The sequence below is a fragment of the Armatimonadota bacterium genome (assembly GCA_022563855.1).
GTDB lineage: Bacteria > Armatimonadota > Fimbriimonadia > Fimbriimonadales > Fimbriimonadaceae > JADFMN01.
Genome location: JADFMN010000003.1, coordinates 100,944 through 124,753, shown reverse-complemented (window position 1 = coordinate 124,753; position 23,810 = coordinate 100,944). Strand labels below are relative to the sequence as shown.

The 23,810-nt window shown below is 59.8% G+C and carries 20 protein-coding genes and 1 tRNA gene; 11 read left to right on the top strand and 10 right to left on the bottom strand.

Translation table 11 applies throughout. The features are described 5' to 3' along the window. The first annotated feature begins 518 nt into the window (after window positions 1–518). The 6 genes from IH944_04780 to IH944_04755 all read left to right on the top strand — a co-directional run bounded on the left by IH944_04780 (window position 519) and on the right by IH944_04755 (window position 6,382). Window positions 519–1,391, top strand: coding sequence for a metallophosphoesterase (locus tag IH944_04780; GenBank protein MCH7903866.1), 873 nt, complete (start codon window positions 519–521; stop codon window positions 1,389–1,391). Window positions 1,392–1,446: 55 nt separating this feature from the next. Beyond that, window positions 1,447–2,577, top strand: coding sequence for a tetratricopeptide repeat protein (locus IH944_04775; GenBank protein ID MCH7903865.1), 1,131 nt, complete (start codon window positions 1,447–1,449; stop codon window positions 2,575–2,577). A gap of 114 nt (window positions 2,578–2,691) precedes the next feature. Continuing rightward, complete coding sequence (locus tag IH944_04770) at window positions 2,692–3,717, top strand: hypothetical protein (GenBank protein ID MCH7903864.1); 1,026 nt, start codon at window positions 2,692–2,694, stop codon at window positions 3,715–3,717. 12 nt (window positions 3,718–3,729) lie between these two features. Further along, window positions 3,730–4,221 (top strand): hypothetical protein, encoded by a 492-nt coding sequence (locus tag IH944_04765; GenBank protein ID MCH7903863.1) that lies wholly within the window; start codon window positions 3,730–3,732, stop codon window positions 4,219–4,221. 19 nt (window positions 4,222–4,240) lie between these two features. Further along, entirely contained in the window at window positions 4,241–4,942 is a 702-nt protein-coding gene (locus IH944_04760) for a biotin--[acetyl-CoA-carboxylase] ligase (GenBank protein ID MCH7903862.1), read from the top strand. A 9-nt stretch (window positions 4,943–4,951) separates the two neighbouring features. Further along, entirely contained in the window at window positions 4,952–6,382 is a 1,431-nt protein-coding gene (locus IH944_04755) for an arylsulfatase (protein MCH7903861.1), read from the top strand. Window positions 6,383–6,436: 54 nt separating this feature from the next. Here the strand turns inward: IH944_04755 and IH944_04750 are convergent, their stop codons facing one another. Together IH944_04750 and IH944_04745 are read right to left on the bottom strand one after the other, a co-directional pair. After that, complete coding sequence (locus tag IH944_04750) at window positions 6,437–7,618, bottom strand: RtcB family protein (protein MCH7903860.1); 1,182 nt, start codon at window positions 7,616–7,618, stop codon at window positions 6,437–6,439. Between the two features lie 79 nt (window positions 7,619–7,697). Then, a tRNA-Gly gene (locus tag IH944_04745) sits at window positions 7,698–7,772 on the bottom strand. 70 nt (window positions 7,773–7,842) lie between these two features. Here IH944_04745 and IH944_04740 point away from each other — a divergent pair. Next, window positions 7,843–8,598 carry an inositol monophosphatase family protein gene (locus IH944_04740; protein ID MCH7903859.1) on the top strand — a complete coding sequence of 252 codons (756 nt, stop codon included), beginning with the start codon at window positions 7,843–7,845 and terminating at the stop codon, window positions 8,596–8,598. Window positions 8,599–8,688: 90 nt separating this feature from the next. Here IH944_04740 and IH944_04735 read toward each other — a convergent pair whose 3' ends face one another. The 6 genes from IH944_04735 to IH944_04710 all read right to left on the bottom strand — a co-directional run bounded on the left by IH944_04735 (window position 8,689) and on the right by IH944_04710 (window position 14,641). Further along, the gene (locus IH944_04735; protein MCH7903858.1) at window positions 8,689–9,180 is read right to left on the bottom strand and encodes a hypothetical protein; all 492 of its coding nucleotides are present in this window, start codon (window positions 9,178–9,180) and stop codon (window positions 8,689–8,691) included. 129 nt (window positions 9,181–9,309) lie between these two features. Beyond that, window positions 9,310–10,413, bottom strand: a complete 1,104-nt coding sequence (gene pheA, locus IH944_04730; GenBank protein MCH7903857.1) for a prephenate dehydratase — start codon at window positions 10,411–10,413, stop codon at window positions 9,310–9,312. Window positions 10,414–10,583: 170 nt separating this feature from the next. Further along, window positions 10,584–11,090, bottom strand: a complete 507-nt coding sequence (locus IH944_04725) for a hypothetical protein (GenBank protein MCH7903856.1) — start codon at window positions 11,088–11,090, stop codon at window positions 10,584–10,586. Window positions 11,091–11,288: 198 nt separating this feature from the next. Further along, window positions 11,289–12,023, bottom strand: a complete 735-nt coding sequence (locus tag IH944_04720; GenBank protein MCH7903855.1) for a sigma-70 family RNA polymerase sigma factor — start codon at window positions 12,021–12,023, stop codon at window positions 11,289–11,291. A gap of 72 nt (window positions 12,024–12,095) precedes the next feature. After that, window positions 12,096–13,805 (bottom strand): DNA primase, encoded by a 1,710-nt coding sequence (locus tag IH944_04715; protein ID MCH7903854.1) that lies wholly within the window; start codon window positions 13,803–13,805, stop codon window positions 12,096–12,098. A gap of 17 nt (window positions 13,806–13,822) precedes the next feature. Next, the gene (locus tag IH944_04710) at window positions 13,823–14,641 is read right to left on the bottom strand and encodes a hypothetical protein (GenBank protein MCH7903853.1); all 819 of its coding nucleotides are present in this window, start codon (window positions 14,639–14,641) and stop codon (window positions 13,823–13,825) included. A 149-nt stretch (window positions 14,642–14,790) separates the two neighbouring features. Here IH944_04710 and trxA (IH944_04705) point away from each other — a divergent pair, with 149 nt between their 5' ends. The 3 genes from trxA (IH944_04705) (at window position 14,791) to murJ (ending at window position 17,205) form a co-directional block, all read left to right on the top strand. Continuing rightward, window positions 14,791–15,114 carry a thioredoxin gene (gene trxA / locus IH944_04705; protein MCH7903852.1) on the top strand — a complete coding sequence of 108 codons (324 nt, stop codon included), beginning with the start codon at window positions 14,791–14,793 and terminating at the stop codon, window positions 15,112–15,114. Window positions 15,115–15,210: 96 nt separating this feature from the next. Then, window positions 15,211–15,522 (top strand): thioredoxin, encoded by a 312-nt coding sequence (trxA, locus tag IH944_04700; GenBank protein ID MCH7903851.1) that lies wholly within the window; start codon window positions 15,211–15,213, stop codon window positions 15,520–15,522. A gap of 87 nt (window positions 15,523–15,609) precedes the next feature. Next, on the top strand, window positions 15,610–17,205 hold the full coding sequence (murJ, locus tag IH944_04695) for a murein biosynthesis integral membrane protein MurJ (protein ID MCH7903850.1): 1,596 nt from the start codon (window positions 15,610–15,612) through the stop codon (window positions 17,203–17,205). A 67-nt stretch (window positions 17,206–17,272) separates the two neighbouring features. On the opposite strand, the gene IH944_04690 is transcribed toward murJ, so the two are convergent. Both IH944_04690 and IH944_04685 read right to left on the bottom strand, forming a co-directional pair. Continuing rightward, on the bottom strand, window positions 17,273–17,506 hold the full coding sequence (locus IH944_04690; protein MCH7903849.1) for a hypothetical protein: 234 nt from the start codon (window positions 17,504–17,506) through the stop codon (window positions 17,273–17,275). Window positions 17,507–17,601: 95 nt separating this feature from the next. Further along, window positions 17,602–21,750, bottom strand: a complete 4,149-nt coding sequence (locus IH944_04685; protein ID MCH7903848.1) for an RHS repeat protein — start codon at window positions 21,748–21,750, stop codon at window positions 17,602–17,604. Window positions 21,751–22,024: 274 nt separating this feature from the next. Between IH944_04685 and IH944_04680 the strand changes: the two genes are divergently transcribed. Then, window positions 22,025–23,770, top strand: a complete 1,746-nt coding sequence (locus IH944_04680; protein MCH7903847.1) for a S8 family serine peptidase — start codon at window positions 22,025–22,027, stop codon at window positions 23,768–23,770. The last annotated feature ends 40 nt before the right edge of the window (window positions 23,771–23,810 follow it).

Here is a 23,810-nt window from a genome sequence, read left to right as displayed (position 1 = left end):
AGGGACCCGGATTCAGCGCAAGCCGGTCGCTGTCAACGAGTAGCGCGGCGACGTTGGGAAGTCCCGAGTCTTCGGTCCGGAGGGTCGAGAAGTGGAGTTCAGTAATCCCCCACCGTCATCCTGAGCGAGCCTGTCCTGAGTGGATCGAAGGAAAGGAGCGCGGTGGAGGATTACTGATCTCACCACAAAGTCGTAGTCGAGCTGACCGCCCCAGACCCGTGCTCCTTCGATCCGCTCAGGACAGGCTCGCCCAGAAGCGACCGCCCCAGACCCGCGCTCCTTCGATCCGCTCAGGATGACGGGTCTGGGGCTGGCTCCATGCTCTCCCGGCCGACTCAGGATGACGGGTCTGGGGCTGGCTCCATGCTCTGCCGGCCGGCTCAGGATGACGGGTCTGGGGCTAGTTCCCTGCTCCTTCGATCCGCTCAGGATGACGGGTCTGGGGCTAGCTCCCTGCCAACTCGATCCGCTCAAGATGACACGCCACCTTCCAATTCCAGCAAGATATACTGCGCGCCATGTCCGTATCGCGACGTGAGTTCTTGGCGGGCACGACTCTGCTCGCTCTGTCGCCTTCGCTTTTGGCGCGCGTCTCAAGGCCTGGCCTGCTGAAGATCGGCATCCTGACTGACGCGCACTACGCCGACGCCGACACCCGCGGCACGCGGCACTACAGCGAATCCCTGACCAAAATGCAGGAGGCGGTCGAGATTTTCCGACGAGAAGAAGTTACCTTCGCGATTGAAACAGGCGACCTGATCGACGCTGCCGACGCGCGGTCTCGGGCAGCGGAGCTTGCGTTCTTGCGGCAGATCAACCACCAGTTCATGCAGGCGGACGCACCGACGATGTACGTGCTCGGAAACCACTGCGTGTACAGCTTGAACAAGAGCGAGTTCCTTCGCACGGTCGGACAGAAGGAGTCGTACTTTTCTAGCGACGTAGAAGGCTGGCACATCGTCGTGCTCGACGCCTGCTTCCGCAAAGACGGCGAGCCGTACTACAGGGGCGACTTCGATTGGACGGACACGGAGATCCCCGCCGAGGAGCGCGAGTGGTTGAAGAGCGATTTAGATACCACCGATCTGCCGACGCTCGTCTTCGTCCACCAGCGCGTGGACCTCGACAAGCCGAACCACTACGCCGTGCACTCAGCGAGCGAAGTCCGCTCCATTCTCTCCGATTCAGCCAAGGTCGCGGCTGTGTTCCAAGGCCATTCGCACACGAACGAACTCAATGAGATCGACGGCGTGAACTACGTAACACTCACCGCTATGGTCGAGGGCGGCGGCGATCAGAACAACGCTTACTCGGTGCTGCACTGCGAATCCGACGGCAGCATCAAGCTCGTCGGCTACCGCAAGCACAGCGATCACCCATTTGTGTCGTAGCCTTGACTTGCGTCCGTTGCGACGACCAAGATTAGACGGACGTTGGCGCGAGAAGATGGCCGAACTGTCATGGCAAGAGTTGAACCAGGCGGGACACGATCACTTCCAAAACAGGAGGTATGTCGAGGCTGCCGACTGCTTCTTGCGCGCTGCAGATGTCAATCCAAGTTCAGCGGAAACTTGGTGCTCGCTCGGATTTTCTCTTCAGGCATTAGGCAAGTACGCTGAGTCAATCCGAGTTTTTCGATCTGCAATCGGGCTAGACCCGAATGACGGCCAAGCTTATTTCGGAATTGCCATGTCCCACAGCCTAAGCGGAGACATCGAAACGGCCATTCCTGCGTTCGATGAAGCGCTCAAAGTGCAGCCAAATGACGAAGTGGCAAAACGTGAGTTGATCCGGCTCCTCTTAGCGAATGGCAAGGAAAGACTGGAGGCAGGCGACAGACACGGCGAGCATGACCTAGAACGTGCCAATAAGCTATCGCACAACGCGCCCGAGACTGCAATCCCGTTCATCCAGCACCTACTTGCCGCTAATCTACACAAGAAGGCGCTTCAAGTCCTGGATGACGCCAAGGTAGCGAATCCCGGCAATCCCGGAGTCGCAACACTCGCTCAGCAGATAGCAAACGAGCCGTCTCTCGAACATGCCCGCCATCTACACGGCTTGCAGGCACGGCCGGCGCCTAAACACCAAGTACCGCGCCCGACACGCAGCCCCGACGAGATCACTTGCCCCTGCGGAGCGGCGAAAGTCATGAAGTGGGCCATCATATGCCCAACCTGTAGCAAGCGAATTGGAGACCCGACCAAACGGACGAGCCAGTTCGCTAATCGTGACGACATCCCGTCAAAATCTTGGATAGAACTCACGTACGTCATCATCGCGGTGCTTTGGCTGCTGGGAGGAATAGCGCTAGTTCTCACCGGTTCGTTTGCAGACTCCGGTCAACTCGCTGTTGTTATCGGAGTTGCAAACATAATCGTCGCCCTCGGACTTCTGTTTCAGATTTGGTGGTTGCAATACCTGGCCCGAGTTCTGATGATTGTCAACGCCCTGTATGGTGGGTTTCTCATCTTGGCGGCTGTCGCCTTCGAGAGTTTAGGGACGTTCTTCTTTGGCTCAATAATCATTTGTGCCGCTGGGTTCTCTTGGTGGGTAATCGGGCAGTTGTCGGATTAAATCTGAACGACGGAGCCCGGACGTTTGGTGCGTAGCTCGTGAGATTCTACAGTTAAACCAAGACGCGAGCCGCTCGACCCTCTGCAGCAGTTTTCGGATAACATCGCCGTGCAGATGCAAGAAACTACGCCGGACTCTGAGACTTGGAAGAAGATGGTTCTGAGCGGCATGCCGACGCCCGCGTGGCTCGAAGGCGACGCGCCTATCTCGGAGATCGTGATCAGCTCGCGCCAGCGGTACGCGCGAAACCTCCGCGAGTTCCCGTTTCCGCACCACGCGAGCGAACACGAGCTGACGACGATACTACAGCTCGTAAAAGACGCCGTCGAGGACGCGGAGCTGGATCTCGCAACTTACGAAAACCTCACGCACGCCGAGCGCGATTTCATGCTCGGCAGCCGCCTGGTCTCGCCGGAGTTTCGATGCAACGACCCGGGCCGGGCGCTACTGCTGGACCGGGGCAAGACGGTCAGCATCATGGTCAACGAGGAGGACCATCTGAGATTACAGGCGCTCACCCCCGGCTGGTCGATCGTGACGGCGCAGGCTGCGGGTGATCGCGTGCTCTCACAACTGGCCAGCCGGCTACAGTTCATGCACAGCGACCAGCTCGGCTACCTGACCGCGAGCCCGTCAAACCTCGGCCACGCTCGCCGGCGATCTGCCCTGTTCCACCTGATCGGGCTTGCCCACACAAAGCGGCTCATGAACGTGCTGAAAGCGTTGTCGGCTTGGGGACTGACCGCGCGCGGCCTGTTCGGCGAGTCCAGCCGCGCGGTGGGCGCGTTCTTTCAAGTGAGTACGACCGAGCAGAGGATGCCCGAGTTCGTCGGCGCGGGCGAGTACCTCATCGAAGAGGAGCAGAAGGCGAGAATGGAGGTTCGCAGGTCGGAGCTGCAGGATAAGGCTGAACAAGCGCGGGATTACGCCATCGGATCGACGGAGATCAGCTTGGCCGACGCGATGCGCGTTTTTGCCTGGGTGCGCTGGGCTAGCAGCGCTGGGTTGCCGGATTTCGCGTTCTCCCACCGAGAGGTCGATCGGTGGATTTCCACGCTCGACGTGCAAGGAACCCAGGACCAACGCATCGCATCGCGCCATAGAGCCGTATTCGTCCGTGAGCGCTTGGAACAGCGCTAGAGGCGTATCTGCATGGATTCCGTCACCTACCGCTCCCCCGACCTGCTGCACTGGTTCGGCGCGGGCTCGGACGCGGCTGTCGAAAGTGCAAAGCGGCGAACGAAAGCCGCAGCTGAGGGTGCGTCAAAATCTGATATCAAGAAGAGCCTCGTCAACGTCGCCGGAGCCGCGCTCGACATCGGTCGCATGGCGGCCGTCGATATCGTCAAACGTCAGATCGAAGATACCGTCTACCGATTCGACGACGATGTCTTGGAAGTGCAGCTCGCGCTCGGTACGAAGCGGATTCGTTATGAGGACGTGGACAGCATCATTGCGAAAACAAACGACCGGTACGAGGTGAAGTACGCGGGCGGATCGATGACCGTGAAGCCCGTCGCGCACCTGGTCTCTGGACGCGTAAGAGTGCCGATCGGCTGGATCAGAAACGGGCTCGACGTCTCGTACTCCACCTTGGTCGTCGAGCTTGCGGCGCGCTGCGATCTCGATATAGAGCCAGCATAGGCTATCATTGACGGCTACAGTGAAATCGCCCCTCGACGACGGTCCGTGGATGTTCCAGGACTCCGTGTCATCAACGCAGGACGTCGCCGCCGACCTGATCGCGCTTGGTGCCGAAGCACTTCCCGGCGTGATCTTTGCGTCACACCAAACTCATGGTCGCGGACGGTTCGACAGGGCGTGGCTCAGCGCCGCAAACGACTCCCTCACGATGTCGCTGCTTTATCCAAGTTACCGCAGTCACCACTCCCCGTGGCTCGTTGGGATGGCCGTCGCGGCGGCGGCAGCCGAGGCGCTCGACTGCAGGCTCCACTGGCCGAACGACCTCCTCCTGAACGGCAAGAAGATCGGCGGGATTCTGACCGAGCTGGTTTCCGGGGTTCCCGTGATCGGCGTTGGTATCAACCTGAACCAGGTTTCCATGCCATCTGAGATTTCGGCAAAGGCGACGAGCGTGTTGATCGAGCGGGGCGTGCGGACTGACCCGCGAGCGGTGGCCGAGTCGATCTTAGACTGCATCGCTTCCCTTCCCGAGCCAGACAGTTGGGCGTCCCTTGCGCCCGTCTGGTCGCCACGAGACGACACGCCGGGCAAGGTTTTCAAGCTTGTCGGTGGCGAAGAAGCCGTCGCGACGCGCATCGGCGAGCAGGGCGAGCTGATCTGCACAGTCGATGGAATCGAGCGCAAAGTCTACGCAGCTGATGCGATCCTCGGCAAGCGGTAAGATCGCACCATGCTGCTCGCCGCTTTCGCGCTCTCCGCTACAGTTTCAAATCCAGCGGCTCTGCCGAACATCATCTACATCATGGCGGACGATCTCGGGTACGGCGAGGTCGGGGCGTACGGACAGACGAAGATCAAGACGCCGAACATCGACCGAATCGCGGCGGAGGGGATCAAGTTTTCGCAGCACTACTCCGGCAGCACGGTGTGCGCGCCGTCGCGCTGCGTTCTGTTGACTGGAAAGCACACGGGGCACTCTTACATTCGCGACAACTCGGAGATCGGCGGCTGGGGCGAGTTCGACGGCGAAGGCCAAGAGCCGCTGCCTGACGACACGTTCACGATCGGTCGAATGCTGCAAGAAAAAGGGTACGCGACGGCAGCGATCGGCAAGTGGGGTCTCGGCGGTCCTGGCACGAGCGGCGCGCCGAACAACCAGGGGTTCGACTACTTCTTCGGGTACCTGTGCCAGCGCAGGGCGCACAACTACTACCCCAAGTCGCTGTGGGAGAACGACACCGAGGTGTTCACCGGCAACGGCTGGTTCGACTCGCATCAGAAGCTGGCAGGCGACCCGACCGACCCAGCGAGCTACGCACCGTTTCAAGGCAAGGACTACGCGCCCGACATGATGGCTGACCGTGCGCTGAAGTTCATCCAGGACAACAAGGACCGACCGTTCTTCCTTTACTTTGCGACTCCGGTCCCACACGCTGCGCTGCAAGTGCCCAACGATTCGCTGGCGCAGTACAGCGGGCAGTTCGACACCGAGCCTTACGTCGGAGATCGTGGTTATCTGCCGCACATGGAGCCGAGGGCGGCGTACGCGGCGATGGTCACGCGCATGGACCGCGACATCGGTCGGATGCTCGACTTGCTCGACTCGCTTGGGCTTGCCAACAACACGCTGGTGGTTTTTACGAGCGACAACGGCCCGACTTTCAACGGCGGAACGGACAGCGAGTTCTTCAATAGCACCGCTGGTTTGCGCGGGCTGAAGACGTCGCTGTACGAGGGCGGGATTCGCGTGCCGATGGTCGCCCGCTGGCCTGGGAAGATCGCCCCCGGGTCTGAGACAGATCACGTCTCGGCGTTCTGGGACGTGCTTCCGACTCTGGCCGAGATCGTGTCAGCCGACGTACCTGCCGACGTCGACGGCCTCAGCTTCTTGCCGACTCTGACTGGCGGAGAGCAGGCGTCGCACGACTTCCTGTACTGGGAGTTTCACGGTCGCAAGTCGCAGGCCGTGCGGTTCGGCGACTACAAGGCGATCCGACTGTACAAGCAGGGCAAGCCTGAGCCGATTGAAATCTACAATCTCGCCAAAGACGTGGCTGAGTCGAACGATCTGGCGGCATCTCGGCCGGAGTTGGTCGCGCAGGCCGCGGTGTTGATGGAGCGACGATTCCGCTCTCACCGTACGCGCTGGAACTTCGACTGAGAGTAGAAGTAAACGAGATTAGAATTCGGCGTTGACGCTGACCAGCAGCTACTGCTAGTCCCTGTAAGGGTCGAACTCGTTGCCCCCGGCCATCATTACGCCCAGCGGCCTCAGCCTGTGCGTGACGCGGATCGTGGACTTATGATGCTCCAACACCTCGTCCAGTCTTTTGTAGCAGTGCGGTGACTCGTCGCACCCGCCGCCCCGCAAGTGAACGCCCTTTTTACCGATCCACTCGCGCATCATCTCCTCTGTAACTTCACCGCCTTTGCGAGTGCGTGTTCTGTAATCCATCTTGCCAGCCGCTCGCGTTCGTGACATGACCCGGCCAGCTCCGTGGATCGTCGAGTACATGATGTCCTCCGACTCGGTGCTTTCGACGCCCTCTACGATCACCGAGTCGTCGCCCATCGACCCGCCGACGAACCCGCGCTGTCCCGGAAACGCAGGCGTTGCGCCCTTTCTGACCACGACGTACTCTTCTCCGAAGTGCTGCTCCTTCCAAGCGAAGTTGTGGTGGTTGTGAACCTCATCGACGACGTCCCCGCCGATGATCTTGGCCACCCTTTCGCACACCCAGTCGCGTCCAGCGTAGGCGTATCGGCCCGCAAGCTCCATGTGTTTCCAGTACTGCTCGCCAAGGTCTGAGTCAAGAGGCAGAACGCAGGGCTCTACGTCCATGCCGTCTTTCGCCCCGGCTTGCTTCAGGAAGTGGGTGGCGGTCTTGTGACCGAACCCCCGCGATCCGAAGTGGACCCCGACCCATACGAAGCCGTCTTCGTCCTCGAAAATATCGACGTAGTGGTTTCCGCTCCCGATGGTTCCCAGTTGGCCCCTGGCGAGCTGAAGCATTTTCCCGCCTTTGGCCCTCAAGAACTCCGACTCGCGCCAAAGTGGGTCCTCATACAGTTCATGTTCGACAGTCTCGGCGTTCTGGAGCCCGATGCCAAAGCTCAAGACGCCCCACGTTTCGTCCAGTATCTTTGGCACATCGATGTCGCCCGCGATTACGTTGAGCTTCACGGCCTTGTTGCCGCACCCGATGTCGTACCCAACCCCCGACGGAGAGGCTGCGCCCTTGTACGCCACGACGCCGCCGATCGGCACTGCGTACCCCTTGTGATGGTCGGCCATCATGCAAGCTCGCGCAGCCGTCTTCAGCGTTGTCCTGATCTGGGACATCGCCCCCTCGTCGATCGGATCGCCGTATACGATGATGTTGTCTATCGTCTTCATCGCTTCTCCCGAGTCTCGTTCATATTTTGGTCTCGCGGGATATGCCGCAGATGAGGATCAAGCGTTGCAGGTTCAAAGCTGGAGCGGGAAACGAGATTCGAACTCGCGACATCCTCGTTGGCAACGAGACGCTCTACCACTGAGCTATTCCCGCTCGTGAAGACCGACAGAATACCTCAGCCAGACGGTCCAGCTTGGCCTGTCGGGAGTGCCATAATCGAGGTGTGAGCGAACCCGACGCGCTCCTTCCGGAGATCGAACGCATCTGCCGCGCGGCTGGCGATCTGGCTATCGCAGAGCGCGAACAACTCCGAACCGAACTCAAGCCGGACGGCAGCATCGTGACCAACGCGGACCGCGTGGTCGAAGATTACGTCCGCTCGCAACTTTCGAAACTCTGCCCAAACGACGCGGTCTGGGGTGAAGAGTCGGAGTTCGAGCCCGCGAAAGACGGGCGACTGTGGGTGCTGGATCCGGTTGACGGCACGAGCAATTTCACTTTCGGGCAGCCGCTCTGGGGTGTGTCGCTGGCGCTAATCGTTGACAACAAGCTCTCCCTGGGGTGCATCCATTTGCCGGATTTCGACAAGTGCTATCTTGGCGCTGCGGGACAGGGAGCGACCGTCAACGGCACGCCGATGGAACCGATCCCCCCGGGCGATATCTTGCGGCACGAGCTGGTCGGATACGGTGACTGCAGCCTCCCGTTTCGACACAAGCTGCCGGGAAAGGTCCGGCACATCGGATCGTTTGTCGTGGAAGCCGCGCAGTTCGTCGATCGCGAGCTTAGGGCGGTGATTACGAACGGCGTTCGCCTTTACGACGCGGCGGCGGGAGTGCTGCTCGCGCGCGAACTCGGCGCAGAAATCAAGGAGCTGGACGGCAAGGACTGGGACGAGTCGGAGTGGATGAAACCAGAACGGTGCCGAAGCTTCGGGTTCTTCCCTCCCAATTCGAACTTCCCGTTCGGGCCGTTCTAGGATTCGACGACACGAATGGCGGGGGAGCGCTCCTTCGAGCCTGACTAGGATGGCCGGGCTCTTCCAGCCAGTCCGCAGCGCAACCGGATTCTACTTCCTCTTGAACACAAACCTCGATTCCGTGTTCTGGGCGCCGTTTCTCCAGACAAGCTCCTCACCGTCCGCTTCGACACCGAGGAACATCGGAACCTTGTTCGGCACCATGTCTTCCTCCCTCAAATTGCTCGAGCTTTCGTCTCCTGAGTCGCTCGATTCCCCGCTCACACCTGATGAAGCCAAAGTCAGAGTATTGCCGTACAGATACCAAGTGTCCTCAAAAGGCACTTTCATCGTCGACATCGACATACGGTAGGTTCCGTCGCCCAACAGCTCAAATTCAATCGTCAACACCCCCTGCAATGCACTGAAACTCTCTGCGTTCATCGTACGCTTGGCTTCAGCAATTTCTGCGCTTGAAAGCTCGATCGATCCGATCCACGACCCCATGAATTCCTGAGACTCGCCGTCGATCGTGATCTTCTTCGCGCAGCTGCAACAGATGAGCGCGGCAATGACTGCAAGGCTCGTTTGAATGCGTTTCATTTCTTGATCCTTCCTCAGAACTCAGTATACGACTGGAAAGACCGCTCTAGCAAGAGCCGAAATCAATATCGGCTCCAACGCGGACAGAACGATCGGCGGGACAACCGTCCCAGCGACCTCTGAACAGAATCAGATCGATACAAGGTTCGGGTCGTTACTCGGATAACTCCCCAGCAGGACCGTCTCCAGGGCGAACTCCTTAATCTCATGGATCGCCGCCGTGAGGTGCGGGCTCGTGTGGTGGTCGGTGCAGTCCACGTAGAAGATGTACTCAAATGCCGCCCGCTGCGCAGGCCGCGACTCGATCATCATCAGGTTGACGCCGTGCTTGTCGAACGAGCCGAGCACCGTGTACAGCTGCCCCGGCTTGTTGCGCAGCGAGAACATCAGCGACGTCTTGTCCTTGCCCGATGGCGCTGGCTCGTTGTATCCCACGACGACGAACCGCGTCGAGTTCTTCGCGCGGTCCTCGATGTGCTCTTCCAAAACGTTCAGGCCGTAAAGCTCCGTGCAAATCTTGTTCGCGATCGCCGCGCCCTTCTTGTCCTCGACAGCCATCTGCGCCGCGCGCGAGGTCGGCGTCACGTTCACGATCTCTACCCCGGGAAGATGAGCGTGCAGCCAATGCCGGCACTGGTTGTACGGCTGCGGCCCCGCGTACACCCGCTCGATCTCATCGAAAGAGACCGCCATGGAAGCCAGGTTGTGGTGGATCGGCACAAACGTCTCCGCGCAGATGCGAACGTTCGTCTGCGGAAACATGTCGAGCGTCTCCGGAACGACACCGAAGATCGAGTTCTCGATCGGCACCACGCCGTAGTCGCAGCGGTTGTTCTCGACGGCCTTGAAAACCTCTTCGATAGAATCGACCGGCTCGAAAGCGGTGCTCCTGCCGAACGTCTTGACGGCGGCCAGGTGGGAATACGTGCCTTCCGGCCCCCAGTAGGCGACCGACATCTGCTTTTCGGAAGCCCGCGCCGCGCTGATCACTTCGCGGAACACGGCGATCACCTGCTCATGGCGCAACGGGCCGACCTCGACGCTCTGTAGCTTCTCGTAAATTTGCCGCTCGCGCTCTGGCGTGAAGAACGGCTTGCCGTCCGTGCCCTTCAGCTTGCCGATGGCCTGGGCCAAGGACGCGCGCTCGCGCAACAGTTCGACGAACTGCTCGTCGATCCTGTCGATCTCCTCGCGGATCGAGTCCATGTCCCGTGGGGGTTCGCGCTCTGCCATCTCGTTGGTCCGATTACGGTGCAGTCACCCCTCAAGGGTCGTTCCAATGACGGCTACGGCTGGCATAAACAGCGAACAGAGGGTCGTGCGGGCCGTTTCGGAGACAGGGGGCCCGCAAAATTCTCTGCGCCACCAAAGGTCGATGCGGAGAATCCCGCCTCCTCAGGCTGCTACTTCCGCCTGAAAACGACATGAGAAGTCGTCTGATTTGCGTCGTCAATCCAAACGAGTTCCGTCCCGTTAGCCTCAACCCTGAGGACCATCGGCTCATTGTCAGGCGTTATTTCGGCATTTGACATATCGTCCCAGCCCGGTTCATCGTCTCCCGAGCCGCTCCAACGCACGCTCGCGCTAGAGGAAGCCAGCGTAAGCTTGTCGCCGTCCAGCGACCACGTATCCTTGAACGGCGGAATTTCCACGAAGATTTTCGGAATCTCCATCTGATACGTTCCATCGCCGTAAATCTCCACGGTCCAGACCATCTTCTCCTGCAAGAACTTAATGTTCTCTTCGCTCGTTTGCTGGCGCATTTCCGCCATGTCGGCATCGGACATCTCGGGCTTGCCGACCCAAGTGCCGATGAACTTCTGAGCCTCTGCGTCAACGGTGATCTTTCCGGAACAGCCGAGCCCGAGGAGTAGGGCAACGGTCACTAAATAGGTGTATGTGTGCTTCATGTGCAATCCTTCCTCAACGTCATTATACGACCGGCATGCACGGTATTGCCAAGAGTATTTGCAACGGACTGAGAGTCCGAGGTTCGGATTGGTTCGGGTTGGTTCGGGTTGGTTCGGGGTGGTTCGGATTTGCCTCGGGACTCGGGACTCGACCCTAGACCCTTCCCCCACTGCCAACTGCCAACTGCCAACTGAAATCTACGTCTCATCGATCAGCGCGGCCAGGGCGTCACTTTTTGGTCCGATCTTCAAGCGACAAAGCGCGGTCTGCTCGATCTGCCGCACACGCTCCCTCGATACGCCGAGGGTCGCGCCGACTTCTGAGAGCGTTCGTTCGTGATCGCCAAAGAGACCAAATCGCATGATCAGGATGCTTCGCTCCCTGGCAGGCAGATCGGCCAAAGCGTCTCCAATTACTTGCACGAACTGTCCGTGCAACGCGTACTCCAAACCGATCTCGTCTCCGTTCGACGAAAGCCTGTCGGAGATCCCTTCGTCTAATGGCACGGTCTCGATCAGGCGTCGCAGCGTGGGCTCACGAGACGATCGACCGTGCCTGGCCCCGTTTGGCATCCGAAAGGCGTCCCGCTGCCGAAGGCCCAACTGAATCCCTCGGCGAATCCACCAACCGGCATAGGTGCTCAGGCGGACGCCCTTGTTGACGTCGAACCGATCGACGGCTTTGATCAGCCCGAGAAAGCCGTCTTGGACGGCGTCCTCAAGCGCGCACGAATCAAGACGGTAGCGCCGAGCAATGCTGACGACCAGCGGCAGGTGCGATTCGATCAACCGCTCTCTGCACTCTCGGCATCCGGTCCCGGCGCGCCTGGCGTAGCCACACTCCTCTTCTGCGGTCAAGAACGGGCGACGAACAGACGCCCTGCCTGCTGATACGGTCGGTCGAATCTCCCCAAATGTCGTGGACTTCCCCACCTTTTCTCCCTGAAATTTTCGTGAACAGCTCTATTATACTAGCTAGAGGCTGAGTACACGGCTCGCGCGGGGTTATTCGGTCTTCCCCTGCTTGAGCATGCCGTGGATCGCCATGAGGTCGTCGTCGCTGGTCATTGAATCCTGCCGCATCTCCGCGACCTTTCGACGCGTTTTGCCGGCCTGAAGGCGCTCGATGGCCGTCGCCAGTTCGCTCTCCTGCAAAGGGGTGCTCTGCCGCACCGACAGCGCCAGCAACTGCTCTCGCAGCTCTCCCGGCTGCAGCTCTTCGATCCAATCGGTAGGCTGCCCGGACGGGGCTTCGTTGGGCCAGGCGCTGGCGATGGCCTCGGCCAGCCTCGCTGCGGCCGCCGTCACGAAAATCTCTGTGTCGCAGCACGCCGACCATCCCGCCTTCCGCATTTCTTCGTCCATAAATCCGAGGAACACCGCCCGTTCCACTCCGGTGATCTGATCCGATTCCGGCGCTGATTGCGCCGTCGCCTTCGCGGCCTTCGGATCGGCGATCTTGATCTTGCGGACTTTCTCGCGCAGGGCGCTCGCCGATCGCTCAGGGTCTCGAATCGTCGGATCCCGCTGTGCGATCGGCATGATGATCTCCTCCCGGTCGCGCGGGTCCGCGCTCGCGAGCGCCGCCGCTACCGCGCTCCAATACTTTGGATCGTCCAACCCGTACAACTGTTCAAGCCGCTTGACCTTGTGCTCCAGAGGCTTGATCCCGTTGTCGACGACCGCTTGAACCGCCTTGGCGCCGCCAGAGTTCAGCAGCGTGTCCGGATCGTCGCCCTCGTTCATCACCGCGATCTTCACTTCGACGCCGGTGTCCTTCAAGATGTCCGCAGACCGCTCGGCGGCTTTCTGCCCGGCCTCGTCCGAGTCGTACAGAACCACGACCTTTTCGCACCAGCGCGCCAGAAGCCGAGCTTGATCCGACGTCAGCGCCGTGCCGAGGTTCGCGATCGCCGTCTTCAGCCCCGCGCGATGACACGCGATCGTGTCCGTGTACCCTTCGACCAACACGATCGTCTTGGACTGCTTCAGCGCCTCACGCGCCTTGTGCAGACCGTACAGAACGCGCCCCTTGTCGTAGATCGGAGTCTTTGAGCTGTTGATGTACTTGGGGTGTCCGTCTCCGAGCGTTCGTCCGCCGAACGCCACGAGTCGGTCGCGCTCGTCTCGAATCGGAAAGATGAGTCTGCCGCGGAACTTGTCGTAGAACTCCTGTCCCGACCGCTCAACCAGGAACACCTCCCGGCAGTCCTGCAGCGAAAATCCCTCGCTCTTCAAATGGCGAGCCAACGCGTCTCCGACGTCGGGCGCGTAGCCGATCTCCCACGCGGCCAGCGTGTCCGCGTCCAGTCCTCGCCTTTCGCAGTAGCTCTTCGCCGGGGCAGACAGCTCAAGCTGACTGCGAAAGTACGCAAGCGCGGCGTCCATCGCCCGCTGGTACGTCTCGCGCTTGCTTTTCTCAACTCCGCCTCGGCGCTTCAGCTTGATGCCCAGCTGGTCGGCAAGGATCTTGAGCGCGTCGACGAAATCGACGTTCTGGGTCTTCATCACCCATGTGAACACATCCCCTTTCTCACCGCACGAAAAGCACTGGTAGTGCCCCATCTCGGAACTGACGTAAAAAGAAGGGTTGCTGTCGTCGTGAAACGGACAGCGACCCTTCCAGTTCTTTCCAGATTTCTTTAGTTCGACCTCGCGCCCAACCAGATCGACTAGGTCGATCCTGGACTTAATGAGATCGCGATCATCGGCCAACTGTTCTCTTGTTCGTTCTACTGCTTGCCAGCGGCTACGACGATTCCCGTGACCTGATGCGGCTTATTCGCGTCGAGCTTCGACAGTCTGAAGGCGACGTGATCCCGGACTAGGTAGCGCATGACCAGCGTGGTACCGCTGATCTCGTACGCATCGGGCACGTTGTAAGCGCGCACGACGTCCTCGAACGTAGAGCCGAACGTGATGCCCCGATCCGTTTTCACGTTGCTGTCCAACAGACCTACCGCTTCGATCTGGATCACGCGCTGGTTCTTGTCGATGACAAAGCCGTAGCGGCTCGTCGGCTGATGATAAATCCATCGAGTGTAAAGAACGCGTTCCCCAGCTTCCGAACCGCCTCCACCAACAGTTCCGCCACCTCCGCCACCAACCCGGTTGGTGTCGCTGCCCTGGCCAGGACGGGCGCCCTCGTCCGCCATGTTGGGCCCAGCTTGGCCGAACACGTTCAGCGGGTCGGTCGCGCTGAATGGGTTGCCAAGAACGCCCGTGCCAGGCCGGTTAACGCGCGCTCCAGAGCCGGCCGCGCCAGGGGATGGGCGACCACCGACCCCTCCTCCGCCAGCGCCTCCCCCGCCGCCAAATCCACCGCCTGGACCAACGCCGCCGCTGCCAATCGTCAGCGCAGCGATGTTGACCGGCGAACCGAACTTGTCCAGCAATGACAGCCCTGTATCAAACAGATTCACGCCGACTAGGCTGTTTTCAGCCACCGTCTCGTCGGCTCGATCTTGCCGGGTAGACGTGGTGGCCTCTTGAGCGTCTATCACAAACATTCCGCCCAGTACGGCGGCAACTGCCATTACCTTGAAATTCATCTTCTAAATCCAGTTCCTCACAGTCGAGATACTCTCGTATACAATCAGACGTTCTGCCCGCTCGGCGTGGTTACACGTCCGGCGGAAAAACCGCTTGTGGTATACCTGACGCGATCGGGTTCAAGCTCGATTCGAACGGAGAATACTGAATGGGTGCCGATCTTGCCTTGACCGAAGCCGACTTTGAGAAGAAAGTCATTGAATCCGAATTGCCTGTGATGATCGACTTTTGGGCAGCTTGGTGCGGCCCTTGCCTAGCGATAGCGCCTCACGTCGAAGCTATCTCCAATGAGCTTGACGGCAAGGCGAAGGTGTTCAAGGTCGATGTGGACTCAGAGGGCGATCTGGCCGCCAGATTTGGGGTCATGAGCATCCCGGCGCTGCTGGTGTTCAAGGGCGGCCAAGAGGTTGACCGCAAGGTCGGCGCTGGCTCGAAAGAGGATATCAGGGCCCTGATCGAGAAGTACGTCTAGCGTCCGGCAGAATTCCGTCATTGCTGGGTTTTTCGAACGAGAACCGCCAAAGTCCCGCCTCAGGAACCGCTTTGGCGTCAGCGGGACTCTGTGTACATGAACACAGCAACTTTAGACTTCGAGAAAGACGTTTTGCAGTCAGATATCCCCGTCCTTGTGGACTTCAATGCAACTTGGTGTGGGCCGTGCCAAGCGATCGCACCTATTATTGACGAGTTGAAAGAGGAGTTCGCAGGCAGGGCCAAGATCGTCAAGGTCGACGTAGACCAGCATGGCGAACTCGCCGGTCGGTACGGGATCATGAGCATCCCCGCTCTGGTCGTGTATAAGAACGGTCAAGAGGTTGATCGAATCGTCGGCGCCGCGTCGAAGGAAACGATCGAGCAACTCCTCGAACAGTACATCTAGGCATTCCCCTTGGAACAGTCCCGCCGGGCGGATTAGATCAGTCGCGCCCGCCCGGTAGATCGGTGAATCGCGACATAATGTCTCGCAGTGGGCGAATCGTCACCGAGACCCAACGTCGGCAAGGCAAGCTTGATCATGGCAGCGTCCCTGCTGCTGAGCCGCGTTCTTGGGATGGTTCGCGACATGGTGATCGGCGCGAAGTTCGGTCAGTCGGACCTGACTGACGCTTACTTCCTCTCCTTTCAGATCCCGGACCTGCTCTTCTACCTGATTGCCGGCGGGGCTTTGAGCGCGGCGTTCATCCCGGTCTTCTCCGAGTATCTGCACACGGGCAGGGAGGAAGAGGCATGGCACGTCTTCAGCGTGATCGTTACACTGATGTCGATCATCGTCGGCGCCTTCATCGTGTTCTCATGGATTTTCGCGGAGCCGCTTGTCGGCATCTTCGCGCCAGGCGCTGCGGCCCGAGGTCCTGAGTTCGTCGACTTGGTCGTCCACATGAGCCGCATTGTCGTGCCTGCACAGTACGCGTTCTTCATTGGCGGCATCATGCTGGGAACGCTCTACGCTCGGCAGGTCTTCTCGGTACCGGGCCTTGCGCCGAACGTCTACAACCTCGGCATCATCTTTGGCGCGGTCGTGCTGGCGAACGTCGCGGGATTTGGCGTCTTGGGGATGTCGTGGGGCGCGCTGGTCGGGGCCTACATCGGCAACATCGTCATCCCGTTCGCCGTGATCCGCCGTATGGGAGTGACGTTCAAGCTCTCTCTGGACCTCAGGCATGAGGGCGTGAAGAAAGTCCTAAAGCTGATGCTGCCGGTCGTGCTCGGTCTATCTCTGCCCGGCGTCTTCGGCATGATTTTGCGTAGCGTCAGTTCGCTGGGCGAAGTCGGGATGACGACAGCGATCGAGTACGGCAACCGGCTGATGCAGGCTCCGCTCGGCGTGTTCGGACAGGCTTTGGCGCTCGCCGTCTTCCCGGCTTTGGCACAGTTCTTCGCGCAAGGCCGCATGGATCTGTACCGCGACCAGTTGGAGAAGACGCTGCGAACGGTGCTCTTCCTCACCGTTCCGATCTCGGCGTTCTTCCTGGTCGCGCCGGAGCCGGTCGTGCAGGCGCTGTTCGAGCGCGGTGCGTTCACCGCCGCAGACACGGCGCGAACGGCCGCGATGCTGCAGATGTTCGGCATCGGAGTGTTCGCCTGGTGCCTTCAGCCGGTTCTGATGAGGTCGTACTACGCGGTGCAGAAGACGCTGACGCCGATTCTCTTTGGCACCGCGACGACTCTGCTGTTCGGAGGCGCGGTGTTCGCACTGCACAAGTTGGAGTCCCCTCCTGAGTCGCTCGCAGTAGCGGCCTCCATCGCGGCCATCGTCCTCGCGACCGCTCTCTTGTTCGCGATCAGGCGCGAGATCGGCGGCCTGAATATCAGAGGAGTCTTCCAGACGCTTGGCAAGGCGCTGGTCGCATCGGCGGTCGCAGTTCCCGTCGCATGGTTCGGCAGCATTGCGATTGCAGGCCTCAGCGACCGATTCGGCAACTTCCTGTACCTAGGAGCGCTCACGATCGTGTTCCTGCTCTTCGCCTGGACCTACTACTTCGTCGCAAAGCTGATCAAAATGCCGGAGACGAAGTACGCCGAGGCCGCCGCCCGCAGCAACCGGAACAAGTCAGGAGAGTAATCGACACGCCAGAAGCCGAGTACTGCGCGGAAGTGTTCTTCAGACGCGAGTGCTGGAACGTCGAGAATCAGCGCCTCGCATCGATCGTAACGTCGAAGCTTCTCTCGTTCATCACGTACTTGATTCTGATCTTCCTCTCATCTTCGATTAGCTGTATGTACAGGTTTTCGATCTCGTAACGGGGCAGATCATGACCCAGTTTCTGATACTGGTTCTTCAAGTCGTCCAGATTATTCGGCACCTCCCCCGTCTGCTTGTAGTAAGACTTTACAACAACTAGTAGGGTCGTTCTATCGGTCATTGTATTGCGCCCGTTCGGCAACTTGCCTACTATAACTACAAATGAGTAGGTAATGACTGCGAGCAACGACAGCCCGACTACAACTGTGCGAAAACTCATCCGCGTCCCTTTTTTCCTTTCTTCCCGTGCCATGGCCAGATACTGTTCCACCAATTTGGTTCAACTCTCACGCGACTAGGGTCGTATTTTGTCAATCGATTAAGTCCTTTTGCGTACCAGTTAATTGCTAGAGGCCCGTACGATCCGTACAGATTTCCATCACTCAATCTACCCCAGGCCGCTGCCTGACCTGGATTTGCGAGAGAGTCACAGAGCACCAGCTCAATTCGATCTAGTCTTCTTCCTCCTCTACGGCGAGAGATTTCGTGCGGGTCAATGCTACTTCCGTCTTCCACATAGAACGACGCGTGAATGTCTGGGTCCCATTCACCACCCCCTTCATAAACCGAATTGTGGCCAATAATAATCAGAACGCCAGCATCCTCTTCCGCAAGCTCCTTGTACGCATCTTCCGCAGTACTGACAACAACTACGTTTTCCTTTCCGTATTTGTCCTGAATGTCTCTGATGATGGCGTCCGTGTCTTCGTTGATGTCCTCGCCGTCGACTTGGCTTCCTCTAACTACGACGACGTACTCAAGACCGCTGGCATCAGCGCGAACGATAGGGCTGTTGCCTGCGTAGGCGTACCAATTCCGTCCGCTGCCAATCGGGTCTCTTGTAAGGAAACGACCGGTGTCTGGGTCGTAGTAGCGGTGGCCGAGGAGCTTTAGGCCGTTGGCCTCCTCCTGGTAGCCGAACGGACCGCCGTAACCGAATGGGCCTTTCCAAGTGCCGGTTGAGGAGACCGTATTACCGTAGGCATCGTACACTCGGGAAGCAGAAATTGCGCCTGTCGCAGACGACTGCGCGGAAGTGTTCTTCAGTCCCGAATGTTGGAATGTCGAGACGCCGTTCTCGCGGCGTGAAACGCCAGGCGTATACTGCGCAACACCATCAGATAGAACAGAAGAGACCACACCGAGGCCGTTGCGTTTGAACGTTCGCGATCCGCTTACACCAATCGCAGATGCCCGTGCTCCAACGCCGTTATAGGTGTACGAATCAGACGCTAAGCTAGGGTACGTGATTTGCGTCACACGCCCTTCGTAGTCGTAAGCGATTTGCGTCGTGCCGCCTGCCCCCGTGATCGCGGTCGTGCGACCGGCGAGGTCGTAGGAGTACGTGCGCGGGTTGAATCCGCCGGTGATCGAGAGCAGCTTGTCCGCGTCGTCGTAGGCGTACGTCTCGGTAACGCCGTTGACCGTGCGCGAAGTCCGGTTGCCGTTCGCGTCGAAGGAGTACGACGCCGAGTAGCTAATAGACGGCTTCGCCTCGGCGATGAGTTGGTCGATAACGTCGTAGGTGTAGTTTGACCACACACCCCCCTCAAGCGCATTGGTTGCCCGGTTAGCAGCGTCCCAGACGTACTCCTTCCGGTCTATCTCAACATCAAGCGAATCTCGCACAACCACAGACGAAGGTCTCGAACGTGCGTCAAATGTCACAATCTCGTACGTTCCGTTGGGCAGATTGGTGCGGTAAACACGGCCAAAACCATCGAATTGAACAGATGTCGTCTCGTTGAACGCGTTGGTCATTGAGGTGGGCACATCGTAGGCGAAGTCCCAATTGTATGTTGTCGTGCCGACGCCGACTTCGGTGACCGAAGTCGTGCGACCCCATGTGTCGTACGCATAGTTAATAGTGCCTTGCGGAGTGACGACCTGGGTGACATCGCTCGCGTCGTTGAACGACCAGGACGAAACGCCGGTTGCGTCTGTCATCGAGGTCATGCGACCTAATGTGTCGTAGGCGAACGCCGTGTCGACGCCGGTCGGATAGTCGACCAATATCTGCTCTAGCGCAGTGCTGTAATCGTAAGTGATGGTCTGGTTGAGCGGGTTGGTGTACGAAGTCGTGTTGCCCACCCCGTCGTAGCTCCACGATTCGAGCGCGCCGTCGGGGAGCAGCAACGTATACACCTCGCTGCGCACAGTGTAGGTGTACGTTCGGGTCTTGCCACGCGCGTTGGTGATGTCAGTTAGGCGATTCGCATCGTCGTATGCAAAACTCGTTGTTTCGCTCTTTGCATTGTCCATTGACGCAAGCCGTCCTAGCGCGTCATAGAACATGTTCACCGTGCGGTCCAATTCATCGGTCCCACTTAATACCTGGCTGTCCAGGTCGTAAACGACAGACACTCCGGTCAGGTCTCCGTGAAGCATTCCAATTGGTCGGCCCCAGTCGTCGTACAGCATGGAAATGGTCTCACCCGCAGCATCGGTCGCGGTAAGAACGCGGCCCATGATGTCGTAGGTCGCGGTCGATTCGCTCTCGCGCGGGCCGTAAGTGTGCGCCTTGATAACGTTGCTCTTATACACGTCGTACCAAAACGCCGAAAGGGTGACGTCTGGTCCGGCGGGCAGATCGCGGATGACCGCGATCACGTTGCCGTCCGTGTCGTACGCGATGCTCGTCTCCGCGCCGCGCCCCATCGGGTCGATGACCCTTATCGGAGCCGGAGTTTCGGGGAAACTGCCGTAGTCGAGATCCCAAATCTTCCCGGCTGGGTCTTCTACAGTTTTCAGCAGATTCCGCGAATCGTATGTGTACGACCACACTCGCAACAACGGGTCTTTCTCGGTCAGGACGTTGCCGTTCGAGTCGTACGTCCAGTACCAGTCCCCGCCATTGCGGTCCTTATAATGCGCTAGAAGGCGCTTGTTGCTTGGAACGGACCAGTAGTAAGCGTAGAACCCAGCCTCGTCCCTGATGCTGGTGAGCCGCCCTTCGAAGTAGTTGTGCCAGACCGAGTTGCCCAGCGGATCGTACATGATCGCCGAGTCGAGCGTGTAGACGATCGTCCAAGTCTTCAGCAGCGGGTTCTGCGACGAGATCACCCGGTCGCTCGTGTCGTAGGCGAAAGTCCAAGTCTTGCCTCCGGGCGTCGTCTCGGTCAGGATGTTGTGGTTGCCGTCGTAGGTGAAGTCGAAGGAGTACGACTGCATATCGAGCGGCCACAAAGTGACCTTCAGCAAGTTGCCCGAGGGGTCGTGGTTGAACCAGATGATCTTGCCGTCCGGCGCGGTGATGCTGGTGATGTAGCCCCAGCCGTTGTAAGTGAAGTTCAGGCTGCGACCGACCTCGTCCGAGACCTGGATGATATCGCCGCCGAACGTCCTCCATATCGTCACGAGGTTTCCCCACGCGTCCTCTTCGCCCGTCAAGAAACCGTCGTCGTCGAAGTGGTACTTCCAGCCGTCTTTCGTCTCGACGCGGAACCCGCCTATGAACTTGTACAGCTTGGCCGCGTACCCTTGGGTCGAGACGAACTCGCCGGGGTTGCCGGACTCCACAAACTTCAGCCGCTGGCCGTCGGACCAGATCAGAAACGCCCAGTCGATGCCCGGGCCCCCACCGTTCCCGTAGAACATGATCTCCTTGCTGTACGTGTGGCTCCACGAGTGGCCGATGTCGGTGATCGCGCCGATCTCCGTGGTCATCATCGAGTTGTGGACGATCGTGAAGTCCACGAACGAATCCCCCGGCGCGTTCCAGCCGGTGAGCCCCAGGATCGTCAAGAAGTTCCCGGTGTTCGTGTTGAGGTTGTTCTGCAGATCGCCGGGAATACCGCCTGTGCCACCTGGCCCGCCGAGCGAGCCCGGTGGGCCGCCGTCGTCCGTGTCTCCGCCCCCGTCGTCGTCCCAGCCCGGCGGCGGCAGACCTATCGGCACTTCGTGGTAGGTTGCGAAGCTGCGCCCCGAAGCTGCTCCGCCGAACCCCTCGCCAGGCACGGGCGAGCCGGAAGGGCCGCCGGGTCCACCGAGTAGCGGCACTGGAGTCGGGTTGATGCTCGCTTGCAGCCGCTCAGGGTGCCTTTCGAGGAATCGAACCGCCCGCTGCTGTTCTGCTCGGGCTAGCACGGCAAGGTCCTCCGCGCTCCACATTCCGCCGCGCAAAACCGGATCACGACCGACGGAGCCCTTTCTCGCAGGCATGATGATCGGGCTGGTCGAGTACGGCGCGGGTCGAGGGCGACGCTGCGCGGCGGCCTCGAGGATCTCTTCGTACGTCAGCCGAGCGAGGTAGTTGAACCCGCTGGCACCGGTGCTGTACGCCATCAGCACCGACAGGCCGACGCAAGACGCTCGGAGCGCAAGCGCGTTCGCTCTCCTTACCACCCTACCGTTCAGTTTCATCATTTTCTCCGCAGCCGAATTACGACCGTCATAAAGCATATACACAATTCGTGCGGATCTGTCAAGCCCCTTTTCGCCGCTCGGCGTCGGAGCATCGTTCTGATCGCCCGGCAAACGTCCGCTCCAAGTAAGAATAGCGGCTGGGCAACCTGCGAAAATTGCCAGTATCGCCAATCGTAGAACAATCCCGTGAGTCGAATCGTCGTATAATGGCGTAAAGCAAACTAGGTTTGGCCGCTTGATTGGCCGATATCTTGTTTAACCCTGGTGTACCGCTATGAATTGCCGCCGATTACTTCTCTTTTCAATCATCGCTGCTGCGCTCACGTTGGGTGCGCCGCTGACTGCTGTCGCCCAAGGCGGCGATCGAGTCCCCGTCATCATCTCGTTCTCTCATCAACCCGGCCCGGCCGAGCAGGCACTGGTACGCGGCGCAGGTGGCACGATCAAGTACACCTATCGCCTGGTTCGCGCGATCGCGGCGACCATCCCGTCTGCGGCGATCGACGGGCTCGAAAGGAACCCGAACGTCATTGCCGTCGACCTTGACGGCATCGTCTACGCTATTGACGCCGAACTGGACAACACGTGGGGCGTCAAGCGAACCGGCGCTGGGTTCGTACACGACGGCGGAAACAAAGGTTTGGGCGTGAAAGTCGCCATTATCGACTCCGGAATCGACTACACGCATCCGGACCTCGACGGAAACTTCATGGGCGGATACGACTTTGTCAACAACGACAACGACCCCATGGACGACTACAAGCACGGCACGCACGTGGCCGGCACGGTCGCGGCGGAAGATGACGGCGTTGGCGTGGTCGGCATGGCGCCGCTCGCGAGCCTATACGGCGTCAAGGTTCTGAACTCCAGCGGCAGCGGATCATGGAGCGACATCATCGCGGCGCTGCAATGGTGCGTCGACAACGGCATTCAAGTGACGAACAACAGCTACGGCAGCAGCTCCGATCCTGGCGTCGCCGTCAAGGCCGCGTTCGACAACTCGTACGCGGCAGGCATCATTCACGTCGCTGCCGCCGGCAACAGCGGCAACCGCAAGGGCAAGGGCGACAAGGTCGGCTACCCGGCGCGGTATGCGTCCGTTATCGCCGTCGCATCGACGACTTCGGACGACACAAGATCAAGCTTTTCCAGCACCGGACCGGACGTCGAGATAGCGGCGCCGGGGTCCAACATCAAATCGACGAAACTCGGCGGCGGATACGTTAATTTCAGCGGTACTTCCATGGCGTCCCCGCACGTCGCTGGCGCGGCGGCGCTCGTCATCGCCGCTGGCATGACGCTGAACACCGACGTTCGCGCGCAGCTCATCATGACCGCTGACGACCTGGGCGATGCGGGCTGGGACCCGCTGTTCGGCTACGGCATCGTTGACGCCGACGAGGCGGCAGACATCGGCCCTCCCAACGACGTCCCGGTCGTCACGATCACTAGCCCCTCTGACGGTGCGACCTTCGCATCAGGCGCGAGCATTAGCTTTGCCGGTTCGGCGACCGACACCGAAGACGGAACGCTCACCAGTTCGATGACTTGGACCGCGACCGGCCTCGGCGAGATCGGCACCGGCGGCAGCTTCCAGGCGACTTTGCCCGACGGCGTTTACACGATCACCGCGAGCGCGACGGATTCCGGAAACAAGACTGGCAGCAAGTCGGTCACCATCACCGTCGGCAGCCCGCCAGAAGAGGCGACCGAAGTCTCCGTCTCGGCGATCACTTACTCGACTTCCGGCGGCAGGGGCGGCACTAAGAACCTGCGCGTCACGATCGCGCTGCTCGACAACCTCGGCGCAGTCGTGGCCGGCGCTACGGTCACGATCACCCTGTCCAACAACGATGGCGGCTCGTGGGTCGGAACCGCGACGACCGGTTCGGATGGCACGGTCACGTTCCAACTGCGGAACGCTCCGGCTGCGACCTATACGACCGTCGTCGACAGCGTGTCTGCTTCGGGTCTGACCTGGGACAGCGTGACACCGCCGAACGAGTACGAGAAGACGTAGTCGTCTGTGCTTGTGTGTTCATTTGTGGCGAAGCCGGTTA

Excerpts from the sequence above, each read along its gene's own strand:
- IH944_04780 (MCH7903866.1), top strand. The coding sequence starts at position 519 with ATGTCCGTATCGCGACGTGAGTTCTTGGCGGGCACGACTCTGCTCGCT.
- IH944_04775 (MCH7903865.1), top strand. The coding sequence starts at position 1,447 with ATGGCCGAACTGTCATGGCAAGAGTTGAACCAGGCGGGACACGATCAC.
- IH944_04770 (MCH7903864.1), top strand. The coding sequence starts at position 2,692 with ATGCAAGAAACTACGCCGGACTCTGAGACTTGGAAGAAGATGGTTCTG.
- IH944_04765 (MCH7903863.1), top strand. The coding sequence starts at position 3,730 with ATGGATTCCGTCACCTACCGCTCCCCCGACCTGCTGCACTGGTTCGGC.
- IH944_04755 (MCH7903861.1), top strand. The coding sequence starts at position 4,952 with ATGCTGCTCGCCGCTTTCGCGCTCTCCGCTACAGTTTCAAATCCAGCG.
- IH944_04750 (MCH7903860.1), bottom strand. The coding sequence starts at position 7,618 with ATGAAGACGATAGACAACATCATCGTATACGGCGATCCGATCGACGAG.
- IH944_04735 (MCH7903858.1), bottom strand. The coding sequence starts at position 9,180 with ATGAAACGCATTCAAACGAGCCTTGCAGTCATTGCCGCGCTCATCTGT.
- pheA (MCH7903857.1), bottom strand. The coding sequence starts at position 10,413 with ATGGCAGAGCGCGAACCCCCACGGGACATGGACTCGATCCGCGAGGAG.
- IH944_04725 (MCH7903856.1), bottom strand. The coding sequence starts at position 11,090 with ATGAAGCACACATACACCTATTTAGTGACCGTTGCCCTACTCCTCGGG.
- IH944_04710 (MCH7903853.1), bottom strand. The coding sequence starts at position 14,641 with ATGAATTTCAAGGTAATGGCAGTTGCCGCCGTACTGGGCGGAATGTTT.
- trxA (MCH7903852.1), top strand. The coding sequence starts at position 14,791 with ATGGGTGCCGATCTTGCCTTGACCGAAGCCGACTTTGAGAAGAAAGTC.
- trxA (MCH7903851.1), top strand. The coding sequence starts at position 15,211 with ATGAACACAGCAACTTTAGACTTCGAGAAAGACGTTTTGCAGTCAGAT.
- IH944_04690 (MCH7903849.1), bottom strand. The coding sequence starts at position 17,506 with ATGACCGATAGAACGACCCTACTAGTTGTTGTAAAGTCTTACTACAAG.
- IH944_04685 (MCH7903848.1), bottom strand. The coding sequence starts at position 21,750 with ATGATGAAACTGAACGGTAGGGTGGTAAGGAGAGCGAACGCGCTTGCG.
- IH944_04680 (MCH7903847.1), top strand. The coding sequence starts at position 22,025 with ATGAATTGCCGCCGATTACTTCTCTTTTCAATCATCGCTGCTGCGCTC.